15 protein-coding genes are annotated in these 15450 nt (G+C 33.2%); 7 read left to right on the top strand and 8 right to left on the bottom strand.

Annotated elements, in window-relative coordinates:
* The first annotated feature begins 32 nt into the window (after positions 1–32).
* The gene (locus M4I21_RS13655; protein WP_249559790.1) at positions 33–2786 is read left to right on the top strand and encodes an outer membrane beta-barrel protein; all 2754 of its coding nucleotides are present in this window, start codon (positions 33–35) and stop codon (positions 2784–2786) included.
* A gap of 129 nt (positions 2787–2915) precedes the next feature.
* Here M4I21_RS13655 and M4I21_RS13660 read toward each other — a convergent pair whose 3' ends face one another.
* The 5 genes from M4I21_RS13660 to M4I21_RS13680 are packed head-to-tail and all read right to left on the bottom strand — an operon-like array spanning position 2916 to position 6079.
* A complete protein-coding gene (locus tag M4I21_RS13660; RefSeq protein ID WP_249559791.1) occupies positions 2916–3707 on the bottom strand; it encodes a TPM domain-containing protein in 792 nt (263 codons plus the stop codon).
* Positions 3688–4125, bottom strand: coding sequence for a TPM domain-containing protein (locus M4I21_RS13665; RefSeq protein WP_249559792.1), 438 nt, complete (start codon positions 4123–4125; stop codon positions 3688–3690). The genes M4I21_RS13660 and M4I21_RS13665 overlap by 20 nt, the downstream gene beginning before the upstream one ends.
* An 8-nt stretch (positions 4126–4133) precedes the next feature.
* On the bottom strand, positions 4134–4733 hold the full coding sequence (locus M4I21_RS13670) for a LemA family protein (RefSeq protein WP_249559793.1): 600 nt from the start codon (positions 4731–4733) through the stop codon (positions 4134–4136).
* A 39-nt stretch (positions 4734–4772) separates the two neighbouring features.
* A complete protein-coding gene (locus M4I21_RS13675) occupies positions 4773–5102 on the bottom strand; it encodes a MerR family transcriptional regulator (protein WP_249559794.1) in 330 nt (109 codons plus the stop codon).
* A complete protein-coding gene (locus M4I21_RS13680; RefSeq protein ID WP_249559795.1) occupies positions 5102–6079 on the bottom strand; it encodes a M23 family metallopeptidase in 978 nt (325 codons plus the stop codon). Before M4I21_RS13680 ends, M4I21_RS13675 begins: the two co-directional genes overlap by 1 nt.
* A 198-nt stretch (positions 6080–6277) precedes the next feature.
* Between M4I21_RS13680 and alaS the strand changes: the two genes are divergently transcribed.
* The 3 genes from alaS to M4I21_RS13695 are packed head-to-tail and all read left to right on the top strand — an operon-like array spanning position 6278 to position 10483.
* On the top strand, positions 6278–8893 hold the full coding sequence (gene alaS, locus M4I21_RS13685) for an alanine--tRNA ligase (protein WP_249559796.1): 2616 nt from the start codon (positions 6278–6280) through the stop codon (positions 8891–8893).
* Between the two features lie 10 nt (positions 8894–8903).
* Positions 8904–9860 carry a GSCFA domain-containing protein gene (locus tag M4I21_RS13690; RefSeq protein ID WP_249559797.1) on the top strand — a complete coding sequence of 319 codons (957 nt, stop codon included), beginning with the start codon at positions 8904–8906 and terminating at the stop codon, positions 9858–9860.
* 2 nt (positions 9861–9862) lie between these two features.
* Positions 9863–10483, top strand: a complete 621-nt coding sequence (locus M4I21_RS13695; RefSeq protein WP_249559798.1) for a DUF4230 domain-containing protein — start codon at positions 9863–9865, stop codon at positions 10481–10483.
* 8 nt (positions 10484–10491) lie between these two features.
* Here M4I21_RS13695 and M4I21_RS13700 read toward each other — a convergent pair whose 3' ends face one another.
* The 3 genes from M4I21_RS13700 to M4I21_RS13710 all read right to left on the bottom strand — a co-directional run bounded on the left by M4I21_RS13700 (position 10492) and on the right by M4I21_RS13710 (position 13194).
* Positions 10492–12243, bottom strand: a complete 1752-nt coding sequence (locus tag M4I21_RS13700; RefSeq protein WP_249559799.1) for an aromatic amino acid hydroxylase — start codon at positions 12241–12243, stop codon at positions 10492–10494.
* Between the two features lie 152 nt (positions 12244–12395).
* On the bottom strand, positions 12396–12950 hold the full coding sequence (locus tag M4I21_RS13705) for a DUF4136 domain-containing protein (RefSeq protein ID WP_249559800.1): 555 nt from the start codon (positions 12948–12950) through the stop codon (positions 12396–12398).
* 82 nt (positions 12951–13032) lie between these two features.
* Positions 13033–13194: a C1orf53 family protein gene (locus M4I21_RS13710; RefSeq protein ID WP_249559801.1), complete on the bottom strand. Its 162-nt coding sequence runs from the start codon at positions 13192–13194 to the stop codon at positions 13033–13035.
* A gap of 168 nt (positions 13195–13362) precedes the next feature.
* Here M4I21_RS13710 and M4I21_RS13715 point away from each other — a divergent pair, with 168 nt between their 5' ends.
* From M4I21_RS13715 to M4I21_RS13725, 3 genes are read left to right on the top strand one after another with little or no spacing between them, the layout of a single operon-like run.
* Positions 13363–13692 (top strand): hypothetical protein, encoded by a 330-nt coding sequence (locus M4I21_RS13715; protein ID WP_249559802.1) that lies wholly within the window; start codon positions 13363–13365, stop codon positions 13690–13692.
* A 12-nt stretch (positions 13693–13704) separates the two neighbouring features.
* Entirely contained in the window at positions 13705–14610 is a 906-nt protein-coding gene (locus tag M4I21_RS13720) for a 1-aminocyclopropane-1-carboxylate deaminase/D-cysteine desulfhydrase (RefSeq protein WP_249559803.1), read from the top strand.
* On the top strand, positions 14603–15445 hold the full coding sequence (locus M4I21_RS13725) for a glucosaminidase domain-containing protein (RefSeq protein ID WP_249559804.1): 843 nt from the start codon (positions 14603–14605) through the stop codon (positions 15443–15445). Before M4I21_RS13720 ends, M4I21_RS13725 begins: the two co-directional genes overlap by 8 nt.
* The last annotated feature ends 5 nt before the right edge of the window (positions 15446–15450 follow it).

The raw sequence follows: 15450 nt of genomic DNA on the forward strand, positions 1-15450 counted from the left end.
ACATTTGCTAAAAACAAACTAAGCCAATTTTAATGAAATATTTTTTAATGCTAGTATTAATGCTAACCACATTAACTAGTTTCTCACAAACCAAGCAGAAACAATTTAATGTTTCAGGAATTTTGTTTACTTCAGATGATAATCAACCGTTAGAATCAGCCACGGTTTATCTACAAAGAGTAAAAGATAGCTCTTTGGTTACCTACACCATTACAGATCAAAAAGGAGCCTTCACACTAGAAGGTAAAACCTATGATACTACTTTAAATATGTTTATATCTTACATAGGCTATAAAACCTATGCTAAAAAAATAACCGTATCAAAAGAAAAAATAGATTTAGGACAAGTAAATTTATTGGTAGATGAAAACTTACTAGATGAGGTTATTGTTAAAGCTACAGCGCCAGTTACAGTAAAAAAAGATACATTAGAGTTTAATGTTAATTCTTTTAATACAAAAAAAGACGCAAATGTTGAGGATTTACTTAAAAAATTGCCAGGTGTAGAGGTAGATGAAGCTGGTAAAATTACCGTAAATGGTAAAGATGTAAGTAATATTTTTGTAAACGGAAAACCCTTTTTTGGTGATGACCCAACAATTACAACTCGTAATTTAACCAAAGATATTATAGAAAAAGTACAGATTATGGATACTAAAACCAAATCTCAAGCTTTTACGGGTGAAGAATCCGAGTCTGAAAATAAAACGATAAACTTAACGATTAAAGAAGATAAGAACAAGGGTGTTTTTGGGAAAGCTTCCGTTGGTGGAGGTACAGATGAGAGGTATGAGGCAGCGGGTATGGTTAACCTTTTTGACAATGACCAAAGGTTAAGTGTACTGTTTGGTGGTAATAACATTAATTCTGCAGGCTTTAGCTTTGGAGATTTAAGTAATATGTTTAGCGTAGTCGGTGGCGGTGGTGCAGGTAGTGGAATAACAACCTCTAAAAATGCGGGACTTAATTACACAGATAAGTTAAATGATAAAATAGACCTTTCTGCAGATTATTTTTATAGTGATAGTAATACGGAGAATGACAACGCAAGTCAGCGAGAAAACATTTTGCCAGACTCTAGGTACTTTACAGATTCAAGATCAAATTCTGTTGTAGATAATTTTAAACACGAAGCGAATTTAGAATTAGAAGTAGAGTTAGATTCTACTTTGCGTATAGATATTGAGCCCTCTTTTTCTTATGGTGAAAACAAAAGTTCTAACACAAGTAAAGAAGCATCTAGAGATGAAGATAATCTTTTAACTAACGAATCTTCTTCTAATTCTTTTGCAGAAGGTACATCTAATGATTTTAAGAATGATTTAGATATTACTAAAAAATTAGGCACTAAGGGTTCTTTTTTACGTGTAAGTATTACCAATGGTGTTAGAGAATCAAACACAGAAAATTTTCTGAATTCACAGACAGAAATATACGGTGATAATGCAGCTTCTATAACCAGAGACCAGTTTACAGATGGGAAGCAAAAAACAACAAGCTTAAATACGGGACTTACGTATAGAATTCCATTAATTAAAGATGCACTTTCTTTAGATCTTAAGTATGATTACAGGTCAGACAAGGATGAAGATGTAAAAAGTACTTTTGATTTAAATAATGTATCACAAGAATTTACAAATTTTAACGAGGCGCTAAGTACAGATTTTGAATATAAAAATGATAGGAGTACTCCTGGTCTTCGTTTAAATTATAAAAAAGATAAATTAAGTCTTAATTTTAGAGGTAGTTATATATACAGAACCCTAGAAAATAAAGATGCTTTAAGACCAGAACTTAACTTAAAACGTAATTTTGAAGCCTTGGAGTTGTCTTCTAGATTTACGTATAGGTTTAGTCCAAAATCACGTTTCTCATTACGTTATTCTTTAGATAATAACACGCCAAGTTTAAATCAGTTGCAGCCTTTTGAAGATGTTAGTAATCCACTAAATACAGTAGTGGGTAACCCAAGCTTAGAGCCCACAACTTCACATCGTTTAAATTTTGGATTTAGTAATCATGATTTTCAAAAAGGATTAACAATTTGGTCTTATGCTGGTTTTAATATTGATAAAGATCAAGTTGTGGCTAAGACTACTATTAATGATGACTTTGTACGAAGAACAACGTATGCAAACGTTAATGGTGGTTATAGCGGTAGAGGTAGTTTTTTTGTAAGTAAGACAAAAAGGCTAGATACCTTAAGAACATTAAAGTTTGGTGTTAGTTTATCAGGTGGAGTAAATAAATCTATCAATTTTAATAACGATGTTAAATACAGTGCAACAAATACTTCTTTAAATCCTTCTCTGGAGCTTACGTTTAATTGGAAAGATGTTATGGAGATTATACCAAATTACTCTATTTCATTTACTAAAAATAAGTTCGATCTAGATCAGTTTAGCAATCAAGATTTTAATTATCAGACTTTAGGTATTAGAACGGCTACTTTTGTGCCTAAGAAGCTAGAGTGGCGTAATGACGTTAACTATACATACAACCCCAACGTAGGTCCTGGTTTTCAAAAAAGTGCTTGGTTTTGGAATACAACACTTGCTTATTCTATTTTAAAAGACAATGGTACAATTTCTTTAAAGGCGTATGATTTGCTGAATCAGAATACAAATGCAAGGCGTATAGCAACGGGTAATTACATACAAGATAGTCAAGGTACCGTATTGCAACGTTATTTTATGCTAAGCTTTAGTTGGAAATTTAATAGCCTCGGAAGTGGAGAAATGCCACAACAACGAGGAAGAAGAGGGTCTTACCGACACTACGGATAATAGACATTAAATGATAGAAAAAAATAGAAAAAAAATAGAAAAAGAATAGAAAAAGAATAGAAAAAGCACAACAAAAAAACTCCCTTAACTAGCAATTAGTTAAGGGAGTTTTTTGTTTCTTAAGTGTGGTTACCAACCTCCAGAAGCACCGCCGCCGCCAAAGCCGCCGCCACCAAAGCCGCCACCAAAACCTCCAGAGCCACCTCCGCCAAAGCTTCCACCTCCGCCAAAGCCACCAGATCCTCCACGACCAAGATTACTTAGTATTATAATGTCTAATAAGTCAATACCAGTAGATCCTCTTCCTCCATTTTTGCCGCCATTTCCATTGTTTCTCTTTTTATTTATCAATATTAAAATGATAATAAAGAAAATTATAAAAGGGAAAAAGGATTGTAATCGCAAATTATTTGGATTTCTATCTTCTTTAAATTCACCTTTTAACGCGCTAAAAATAGCATCTGCTCCGTAGTTTAAGCCGCTGTAGTAGTCCCCGTTTTTAAACTGGGGTATAATTACATTGTTTATTATTTGGTGTGCTGTAATGTCTGGTAATCTTCCTTCTACGCCGTAACCTGTGTTTATGGCAATTTTTCTATCGTTCTTAGCTAATAGAACTAATATGCCATTGTCTTTTCCTTTTTGACCAAGACCCCATTTTTGTCCCCATTGTGCACCTAAAAAGTTAATATTTTCACCTTCTGTACTTGGTATAATAGCAATAACTATTTGTGTAGATGTACTATCAGAATAACTAATAAGTTTGCGTTCCAAACTGCTTTTATCAGTAGGCGATAAAAGATTAGCGTAGTCATATACACTAGTTTCTAGATTGGGTTTTTCGGGTATTTTATATTGTGCTAAACTTAAATTAGCAGCTAATAAAATGAATAAAAATAGGCTAGCCTTTAGATATTTCATTACTAAGTTCATTGGCATCTGTGTGTAGCCAAGGAAAATGAGTTTCTAACTCTTTGCCGGCTTTTAAAACACCATTAATAATTCCTTGTTTAAAATTTCCTTTGGTAAATTCAGCTTGAATAGCGTCTTTCGTCGTGTCCCAAAAATCTTTAGGTACAGCATTGTTTATACCCTTGTCGCCATAAATGACAAATTTTTTATCATGTACGGCAATGTAAAGTAATACACCATTTTCTGCTTTGGTGTTATCCATTTTTAAATAATGAAAAACCTCTTGAGCTCTTTTGTAGTGTTCTATTTTACTATTGGCTTCAATATGTACTCTAATTTCGCCAGAAGTATTTTTCTCTGCAGCTACAATGGCAGCTACAATTTCTTGTTCTTCTGTTGCGGTTAAAAATTCCTCGACTTTAGACATAGAATTATTTATTTAAAGTCAAAACTTGCATCTGGTGCTTTTTCTGAGCCTTCATCTGCACTAAATAATGCCATAGGTTCAAAATTAGCTATAGAAGCAATAATGTTTGTAGGTATTTTTTTAATATGAATATTGTAGTCTCCTGCAGCATCATTAAACCTGTTGCGTTCTACATTAATTCTGTTTTCTGTGCCTTCTATTTGTGTTTGTAGTTCTAAAAAGTTTTTGTTAGATTTTAGATCAGGATAACGTTCAACAGAGACTAATAACTTACTAAGAGCGCCACTTAATCCGCTTTGCACTTTGCTAAATTGTGCTATTTGTTGTGGAGACATGTTAGATGGGTCTATGTTTACAGATGTTGCTTTAGCCCTTGCATTTATAACGTCTGTTAATGTACTTTTTTCAAAATCGGCAGCGCCCTGTACTGTTTTTACTAAATTGCCAATAAGGTCACTTCTTCTTTGGTAAGAGCTTTCTACATTTGCCCATTGTTTTACGGCTTGTCCTTTCATGTCTACTAGCGTATTGTTAGCGCTAACATACCAGCCACCCAATGCAAGTATTAGTACAACAATAAAAGCAAGTACAATTAATAATTTTTTCATAGTTAGGTTTTTAGTGTTTAGTTTATATGGAATTAATGGTTATAATTGATCTTTAATTTTTAAAAGTTCTGATTTAACATTCTCTAATTTCTGAATAATATCAAAATTAGAAAGTGTTTTTTTCTTTTCTTCTTTTAAATGAGTTTTAGCACCATCTAGTGTAAAGCCTCTTTCTTTTACCAAGTGGTAAATTAACTGCAAGTTTTTTATGTCTTGCGGTGTAAATTTACGATTGCCTTTGGCGTTTTTTTTTGGTTTTAAAACATCAAACTCCTTTTCCCAAAAACGTATTAATGACGTGTTTACGTTAAAGGCCTTAGCTACTTCGCCAATACCATAATATCTTTTTTCTGGAAGTTGTATATGCATTAATCCAATGATTGATTTTCTTGTGATGCGTGTTTTAGTAAGTTTTCAAACTCTAAAGCAGAAAGGTTACCGTAGTAGAAATTAATAGGATTAATTCTGTCGCCATCTTTCCAAACTTCATAATGCAAGTGTGGCGCTTCAGACCTACCTGTGCTACCCACAAAACCAATAAGGTCACCTCTTTTTACTTTTTGCCCAGCAGTAACGTTATACTTGCTCATGTGTGCATAAAGTGTTAAGTACCCATAACCATGGTCTATACGGATGTGCTTACCATAGCCTGTAGAACTAGCATCTGCTCTAGTAACTTTACCATTACCAGATGCGTAAATTGGTGTTCCTCTAGGAGAGGTAAAATCCATTCCCCAGTGCATTTTGCGTACTTTGGTAAATGGGTCAGATCGCCAGCCGTAACCAGAAGCCATACGAGTTAGGTCTTCATTACTAATTGGTTGTATAGCAGGTATTGCTTCTAAAAACTTCTCTTTTTCTTCAGCAAGTTTAGTAATCTCATCTAAAGATTTAGACTGTATTACCATTTGTTTTTGTATAATTTCTAAACGTTTAGTAGCATCAATAATCATATCAGAATTATTAAATCCTTCTAAAGATTTGTATCGGTTTACACCACCAAAGCCAGCACGTCTTTGTTCTTCTGGTATTGGGTTTGCTTCAAAATACAAACGATAAATATTGTTATCTCTATCTTCAATATTACCAAGTACTTGTTCCATTTGTTCCATTTTTTTGTCTAATAACTGAAACTGAAACTCGTAATTATGTAGTTCTCTTTGTAGAGATAGTTCTTTAGGTGTGTTTACTAAATTGGTATTTAATAGGAGTAACAAACCTAAAAAACCTAATATGGCAGCACCTAAAAATAGTAACGCTACGTTGCGAAATTTTTTGGACTTTTTATGCTCTATCTTTCTGTAAGATAGAGTGTCTGGATCATAATAATATTTAACTTGAGACATAAAGGGAATTTATCCTATTTTTGCACTTTTAATTTATCAAAACAAACAAATATAAAAATTGTTTTGCAGAAATAGTTAATTTTATCAAAAGCTTACCATTTTAAGGTGTGTAAGCCGTGTAAAATTAAGTTATTTGCGTTAAATATAACGTTTTTTAATAAACTATAGCTGCCAATTAAATATACAAAATAGCAACGGATGAAATCTCAAGAAATAAGATCTCAATTTTTAGAATTTTTTCAGAATAAAGGACATAAAATTGTTTCTTCTGCCCCAATGGTCATTAAAGATGATCCTACTCTTATGTTCACTAATGCTGGAATGAACCAGTTTAAAGAATTTTTTCTTGGAAATACCGAAGCCAAAAACACTAGAGTTGTAGATACACAAAAGTGTTTGCGTGTAAGTGGTAAGCATAACGATTTAGAAGAAGTAGGCAAAGATACGTACCACCATACAATGTTTGAGATGTTGGGCAACTGGAGCTTTGGAGATTACTTTAAAGAAGAGGCTATTAATTGGGCTTGGGAGTTGTTAACAGATGTTTTAAAGATTGATAAAAGTACGCTGTACGTTACTGTTTTTGAAGGTAGCAAGGATAAGGATAATCTAGGTATGGACCAAGAGGCTCTTGATTTATGGAAAAAGATTATTCCAGAATCTCAAATTCTTTTTGGGAATAAAAAAGATAACTTTTGGGAAATGGGAGATCAGGGACCATGTGGACCTTGTTCAGAAATACACGTAGATATTAGATCTGCAGAAGACAGAGCAAAAGTTTCTGGTGTAGATTTAGTGAATATGGATCACCCGCAAGTTGTAGAGGTATGGAACTTGGTTTTTATGCAGTACAACCGTAAAGCTAACGGAGATTTAGAAAACTTACCTGCTAAACACGTAGATACAGGTATGGGATTTGAGCGTTTGTGTATGGTTATGCAAGGTGTACAATCTAATTACGATACAGATGTATTTACTCCAATTATTAGGGAGATAGAAACTATTACAAATTCGACTTATAATAAAGACGAAGAAATAAATATTGCAATACGTGTTATTGCAGATCATATAAGAGCCGTAGCTTTTTCTATTGCAGACGGACAATTGCCAAGTAATACTGGTGCTGGTTATGTAATACGTAGAATTTTAAGAAGAGCTATACGCTACGGATTTACTTTTTTAAATACCAAAGAGCCGTTTATGTACAGGTTGGTAAATGTGCTTACCCAAACAATGGGTAGTGCTTTTCCAGAATTAAAAGAACAAAAACAACTTATTGAAAATGTGATAAAAGAGGAGGAGCACTCTTTCTTAAAAACATTAGATCAAGGTTTGGTGTTGTTAGATAGCGTAATTGCAAACGCAACAACTAAAACTGTAGATGGTAGAAAAGCTTTTGAGTTGTATGACACCTATGGGTTTCCTATAGATTTAACCGCTTTAATTTTAAGTGAACGCGGGTTGGCTTTAGATGAAAAAGGTTTTGATGAAGCGATGCAAGAACAGAAAAAACGTTCTAGGTCTGCTTCTGAAGTGTCTAAAGAAGACTGGGAAGTTTTATTGCAAGATGCCGAACAAGAATTTGTTGGATACGATGCTTTAGAAACGAATGTACGTTTGGTAAAATACAGAAAAGTAACTTCTAAAAAAGATGGTGAGCAATTCCAGTTGGTGTTTAATTTAACTCCGTTTTACGCTGAAGGAGGCGGACAAGTAGGGGATAAAGGATATTTAGAAGCACCTAACGGAGATGTTGTTTATATTTTAGATACGAAGAAAGAAAATAATGAAATTTTTCATTTAGCTAAAAACTTACCTAAAAACACTGCAGATACATTTAGAGCTGTTGTAGATAGCAAACAACGTCAAAGAACAGCAAGTAACCATACGGCAACACACTTATTGCACCAGGCATTAAGAGAGGTTTTAGGAATGCACGTAGAACAAAAAGGTTCTGCTGTGCATTCTAAATATTTACGTTTCGATTTTTCTCATTTCTCTAAAGTAACTACAGAGCAGTTAAGGGAGGTTGAAGATTTTGTAAATGCAAGAATAGAAGGTAATTTACCTTTAGAAGAAAAACGTAACATACCAATGCAAGAAGCTTTAGATGCTGGTGCAATGGCATTGTTTGGAGAAAAATACGGTGACACGGTTAGACTTATACGTTTTGGGCAGTCTGTAGAGCTTTGTGGAGGTACACACGTACAAAACACAGGAGATATTTGGCATTTTAAAATTAAGTCTGAAGGTGCTGTAGCATCTGGAATACGCAGAATAGAGGCTATTACTTCTGATGCTGTTAAGGATTTTTACGCTACTAATAGTGTAATCTTAACAGATATAAAAGATGTATTAAATAATGCTAAAGATCCAATAAAAGCTGTAGTTTCTTTACAAGAAGAAAACAGTAAGCTTAAAAAGGAAATAGAGCAACTATTAAAAGATAAAGCTAAAAACTTAAAAGGTGATTTAGTTAATGAGCTACAAGAAGTAAACGGTGTTCAGTTTTTGGCTAAGAAAATAGATTTAGATCCAGCAGGAATTAAAGATTTATGTTTTGAAATGGGTGCTAATGCTAAAAATATGTTCTTGCTTTTTGGAGCAGAGAATAATGGTAAAGCAACATTGTCTTGTTACATTTCTAAAGAATTAGCGGGCGAGAAAGATTTAAATGCAGGTACTATTGTGCGCGAACTAGGAAAGTATATTCAAGGTGGCGGTGGCGGACAGCCATTTTTTGCAACCGCAGGAGGTAAAAACCCTGGCGGAATAGCAGAGGCTTTAGAAAAAGCAGTATCTTATATAAATTAAAACATAGTGTATGGAACTGCAAACTAAAGTACCACTTAAGCCAAGTACGTTTCAAATAGACTATTCTAGTAAGCTATTGTTGTTAGGTTCTTGCTTTGCAGAACATATTGGCAATAAGTTTACGTATTATAAATTGCAAGCCGTAACCAATCCATTTGGTATTTTGTTTCATCCAAAAGCAATAACGCAGTTGGTGCAGAATGCAGTTTTAGAAGAAAAATACACAAAAAAAGATATATTTAACCAAAATGAGCGTTGGCATAGTTTCAATGCTCATTCTGTTTTAAGTACAACATCACAACAAGAATTACTACAAAATTTAAATAGTGCGGTAACAGAAACTAAGTCTACTTTAGATACTGCAACACACCTGGTAATTACTTTAGGAACGGCTTGGGTGTATAAACATTTGGAGTTAAATAAAGTAGTTGCAAATTGTCATAAAGTGCCACAAAAAGCCTTTAAAAAGCAATTGTTAACGGTTACAGAGATAGAGGCTAGTTTACAAGAGCTTATTGCATTGGTAAAAAGTGTAAATGCCAATGCCAAGTTTATTTTTACGGTATCTCCTGTTAGGCATATAAAAGACGGTTTTGTAGAAAACCAGCGTAGTAAATCTCATTTACTAACCGCCATACATAATGTTATAGAGTCTAAAGAAAATGAGGCAGATGCTTTTTATTTTCCCAGTTATGAAATTATGATGGATGAGTTACGCGATTATCGTTTCTATAAAAATGATATGGTGCATCCTAGTGGTTTGGCTGTAGATTATATTTGGGAGAAGTTTCGTAATGTTTGGCTAACTAAAAAAGCTTTAGAAACAACAGAAAAAGTAGGTGCTGTGCAAAGAGGTCTGGAGCATAGACCTTTTAATTCTGAATCAGATGAGCATCAGAAATTTTTAAAATCTATTCAAGAAAAAATTGCGTATCTTCAAAAAGAACATCCTTTTATTAGTTTTTAATTATGAAAAGAATCCTTGTAGGAATTATTATTGTTTTAGCGGCATTGCTTTTATTTAAAACGTGCTCAGATAAAAAAGAAGAACAATCTATTCTACAAGAAAACTCTATGCTTATTCAGCAGCAAATACAAAATGTATCTAAGTTAATAGTTACAGAAGGTCATTTTGCAGAGGTGTACAATTACAAAGATTCGCAACAGCTTTTTGGGCCTTTAATTACGGCAGAAAAGAAAGCATTAGTAGTTGTAAATGCAGATGTTACTGTGGCTTATGATTTAAGTAAGATAGATTTTGAGGTTGATGAAGAAAACAAAATATTAATACTTAAAAGTATCCCGGAGCCAGAAATTAAGGTGCATCCAGATTACGAGTATTATGATGTTACCGCAGATTTTTTAAATCAGTTTGATGCTAATGACTACAATAAAATAAAGAAAAACGTAAAAGCATCATTACTTAAAAAGGTTGAAAAATCAACCTTAAAAACAAATGCAAAAAATAGACTTTTAAGTGAGCTTTCTAAATTTTATGTATTAACAAATTCTTTAGGCTGGACATTACAGTACAATGAAACGCCTATAAAAAATATAGAGGAATTAAATGAGATCAAAATCTTAGACTAGTGTTGCAGTTAAGCAACTAAGCTTTTGTCTACTAGTTCCAATCCATCATCAATTAAATGTCCTACTTTAGGATTATTTTGTTTTACCGTTTCTAGATGATCTACAATTTCTTTAGCAAAATCATTGTCGTTATTAGCTTTTGCTAATTCATACAACTCAACTGGTAATAGCCAATCTGTTGGGTAATTACTTTTTACTTCCTGAAAAACTTTGTTTCTGGAAATTGTGGTGTTAACACCTTCTCTAAACTCACGTACTTGTTTGTATAGTTTTTCAAGCTCTGTATTGGCTTCTGTTTGTTTTGCTTTTATAGTTTCTTCTGTAATGCTGTGTGTAATTAAATCAAAACTACTTAAATCAGCAGGACCATTAAAAGCAGATACAATGTTTTCGCCAACGGCCATATGGTATAAGCCCCATTCTGGACTAAACAATACAGTTTCTCCTTTAGTTACTGTGCATTTATCAAATGTAATAAGTACAATTTCACCTTTAAGGTTACGTGTACCTGTTATAATGCTTCCTTCTACTTTAATACCACCTTCAAATTCTAAAGAAACAGTTTCAGATTCATAAATATTGTACGCTTTTAAATCGCGCGGACTCATATCTTCTATGGCCAAATTTATACCTTTAAGTTTACCTATAGGAGAGCCAAAGCCATCTGCGTGGTGTTTTGTGCTATGGCCAACTAATTCTTTTTCTCTATAAGATAAAGCAGTTTTGCCTGTTGTTTGTATGTAGCTAGGTTTTCCTTTGTGTGTTAATACATTAGTGAAAACGCCAGAAATTTGTAAACCGGTGCTTAGTTCTATGGTTCCTAGAGCATTGGAGTCTATAAGTTTGTTTACGCCATCTAGACCGCCAGTACGCAAAGCCATTGTGTTTGCAAATTCTTCTAAAACCTGACTTAAAAATGCAAAGTCTGGAGTTACAAAAAGCTGTGGTTGGGGTTTGGTGATATCAAAAGATTTATGAGCAGCTTCACTAGAGTAGTTCAGTTTTTTTACTTCATTTGTCATACACCAAGCACTTTCTCCGATAGAAGAAAGCAAACCTGCCCCATATATTTTAGGGTTTTCAGTAGTGCCAATTAGGCCGTACTCAACAGTCCACCAGTGTAAATTACGAATCAACGCCATTTCACTAGGTTCACCCATATTCTGTTGTAAATCTTCAACGTGTTTTTCTGCTTTTTCTATTTCTTTTTCATCAAAACCAGCAGCCTCCTTTATAATAGATAGGTGTCTAACAGCCTCATACAATTCGTAATCTTTACCGCTGGAGATAGCTTTGCATCCTATTTCTCCAAATCGTCTTAAATATTCGGCATATTCTGGGTTAGCAATAATAGGGGCGTGACCAGCACCTTCGTGAATAATGTCTGGAGCAGGTGTATATTCTATATTTCCTAGTTGTCTAATATCAGAAGCTATAACTAAAACATTATATGCTTGGAATTCCATAAAGGCAGATGGAGGTATAAAACCATCTACAGCAACGGCTGCCCAGCCTATTTCTTCCAAAATACGGTTCATACCATACATATTTGGAATATTCTCTATTGAGATACCTGTTTTTTTTAATCCGTCTATATAAGATGTGTGTGCAACTTTACTTAAATAATCTACGTTTTTACGCATTACATAACGCCAAACAGCCTGGTTAATAGGTGTATAATCCTCATAGTCTTGAGGTTTTATATACTGTTTTAAGTGTGTAGGTAGTTTATCTAATATGTAATTACTTGTATAAGACATTGCACGTTATGTTAGGTATTAACTTAATGGCAATAAAGATACAAAATTGGAAAATGATTATAGTTTTTATTTAGTTGAAATAAACGATTATAACGAAGATTAGTTTTAAGTTTAAAGCAAAAAAAACCGCTATAAATAGCGGTTGTGATTTTTTATTTAGAGGCTAACTCTGGCGGATACGCTTCAAGTATTTGAGAAACAAATTCTCTAATACGTTGTTCTTTCTTTTCTATGTTGCTAGTATTGTTTAAAGTGCCAATACCGCGACCTTGCCAAACCAACTCTTTGTTTTTAGAATCTATAAGATCTATATATAAAGATCCTTCTGTACTTGTAGAAACATTATTTCTGTTAAAACCATTACCGTAGTAGTAAGGATTCCAGCCCCAACCAAAACCACCACCCCAGTAGTTGTTGTAAATATCTACGCGTTCTTTTTCTTTGGTAAAAATGCTTACCAGTATATCTGGTGTTGCAGATTTTACAAAACCTCTAGAACTCATTTCTGAATCAATAGCCTTTAAAATTCTTTTTTTATCAAGATCAGATATTTGTGCTTTATCTATGCCTGTTTTATAAAAAGCATATGTTTTGTAGGTATCAAAGCTTGCTTCTTTATCATAATCAGACAATACACGTACAGATGTACAAGAGCTAAAAAGAACCAGAGCAAGAACTGGTACGAGTGCTAATTTTAATGCTTTCATATTTTTGATGTTTTAGTTTATAAAAATAACACAAAAACTGTGCCGTTACTTTGTAGATATCTAGCAGTAAGCTGTTTTTAATTTATTTTTGGGTATTTGTCTTTGCGTTATAACCGTAAGGACAATGTCTACAGCCGCTTTCACAACAATAACCTCTTCTTGTGTGGTATTGCTCTGTAAAGACTCTGTATCCTTCTTCAGATAAATAATAATCGCCCTCTATAGGTTGAAGTATTTTTTTCATACTTGTAAAATTACGTGTTTTTGCATTAAGTACGCAAAAACGCAATTGTTAAAAAAGAAAAATAGTTGGTAATCGGTATTTTTTAGTGCTTGAACGTTTTGTGTCTTAAAAATGGTATAATTTATGTTCTAACCTATTAAATTTGACATTGTTAATTAATCCCAAATTATGATTTTAGTTTCAAAACTTTTTTTTAGAAAAAATTATGTAGGCCTATCATTATGGCCTTTTATAATTTTAAAGAGTGATGCGCTACGAGATGATGACTCTTTAATTAATCATGAAAAAATACATTTAAGACAACAACTAGAGCTTTTAGTCTTGCCTTTTTACATTTTGTATTTATCAGAATTTGCAATACGTTGTTTGGTTTATAGGGATAGTTATAAGGCATATCAAAATCTTAGCTTTGAGAGAGAGGCCTATTTTAATGAAGATAATCCTAATTATTTAAATGAACGTAGACCCTTCAGTTTTATTAAATATCTTTGGCGCTGAAAAATATAAAACGTGAAAGTTTTAAATCAGCAAGTACAACTTCCTATTCTATCAGAAAAAAAGATATCGCTCTATATTAAAAGAGAAGATACGCTACACCCTTTTATCTCCGGAAATAAGTTTAGAAAATTAAAATATAATTTACTACAAGCGCAAAAATTAAATGCTAAATCTATACTTACGTTTGGTGGTGCATTCTCTAATCATATAGCGGCAACTGCCTATGCAGGTAAAGAAAATGGGATAAAAACTATTGGCGTAATAAGAGGTGAGGAGTTAGCTAGTAAATGGCAGCACAACCCAACGCTTTCTTTTGCTAAAGACAACGGAATGGAATTTAAATTTATAAGTAGAGAAGCTTATAGAGAAAAGAATAGCCCTGACTTTTTAGCCAGTTTAGAAACCGAATTTCCTAATAGTTTTATGTTGCCAGAAGGTGGGGCTAATGACCTAGCTGTAAAAGGTTGTGAGGAAATTTTAACCACTGATGATCGTATGTTTAATATTATTTGTAGTGCTGTGGGTACTGGAGGTACAATAGCAGGGATTATAAATTCTACTAGTAAAAACCAGCGAGTTTTAGGTTTTCCTGCGTTAAAAGGTGATTTTTTAAAAGAAGATATTTGTAAATTTGCTCAAAATACAAATTGGGAGTTGTTAAAAGACTATCATTTTGGTGGTTATGCAAAAGTATCGCAAGAATTAATAGCTTTTATAAATTACTTTAAAAGAGAAACAAACATATCTTTAGATCCTGTGTATACAGGTAAAATGTTATTTGGTATTTTAGACCTTGTGCATAAAGATTATTTTGCGCCTGGCACTAAAATTGTTGCAATACATACTGGCGGATTACAAGGAATAAAAGGAATGAATAGTTTGTTAAAAAAGAAAAAATTACCACTTATTAATGAGTAATAGTACATATAAAAATAGTTTAAGGTTAGCTTCGAAGTTGGGCATAGCTGTATTGTTGGTTTTTTTTGCTAGTTGTAAAGCAAAAAGGAGCACTACTAAAAAGAATCATAAAAAAGTTGTTTCTGTATCACCTAGAGGAGATGTTAAAACAACAGGAGAACCATTAGGATTACCAAAAGACGATGGTCGTTTTGTTAGTTTTGCTATAGAAAATACAGACGATTATATAAATACATTTGCGGCAATAGCCCAAGATGAAATGAAATCTTACGGTATACCAGCAAGTATTACTATAGCACAAGGAATTTTAGAAAGTGGCTCCGGAAAAGGTGAGTTGGCTCGTAAAACAAATAATCATTTTGGAATAAAATGCCATACTGGTTGGGAGGGTGATTATGATTATCATGATGATGATGAAAAGGGAGAGTGTTTTAGAAAGTACAATCATCCAATGTATTCTTTTAGAGATCATAGCTTATTTTTAACAACAAGAGGTAGGTATGCTTCTTTGTTTGATTTGCACGCTAATGACTATAAAGGTTGGGCAAAAGGTTTACGCAAGGCCGGCTATGCAACAGATCCTAAATACCCGCAAAAATTAATTTATTTAATTGAAAAATACAATCTTCATAAGTTTGATGGGAAGCATAAAGCAGAGCCTAGAAGTCCAAAAGAGTACGTAGTAAAAAAACATAAGGTAGAAGCAGGTGAAACACTATATGCCATTTCTAAAATGTACTTTATGGGAGTTCCGGAGTTAATGGAGTTAAATAATTTAAAAAATACAAACCTACACGTAGGTCAAGAACTTATTGTAAAATATACTAAAAATTAAATCTT

It is taken from the genome of Cellulophaga sp. 20_2_10 (assembly GCF_023476645.1).
In the GTDB taxonomy this organism is placed as follows: domain Bacteria; phylum Bacteroidota; class Bacteroidia; order Flavobacteriales; family Flavobacteriaceae; genus Cellulophaga.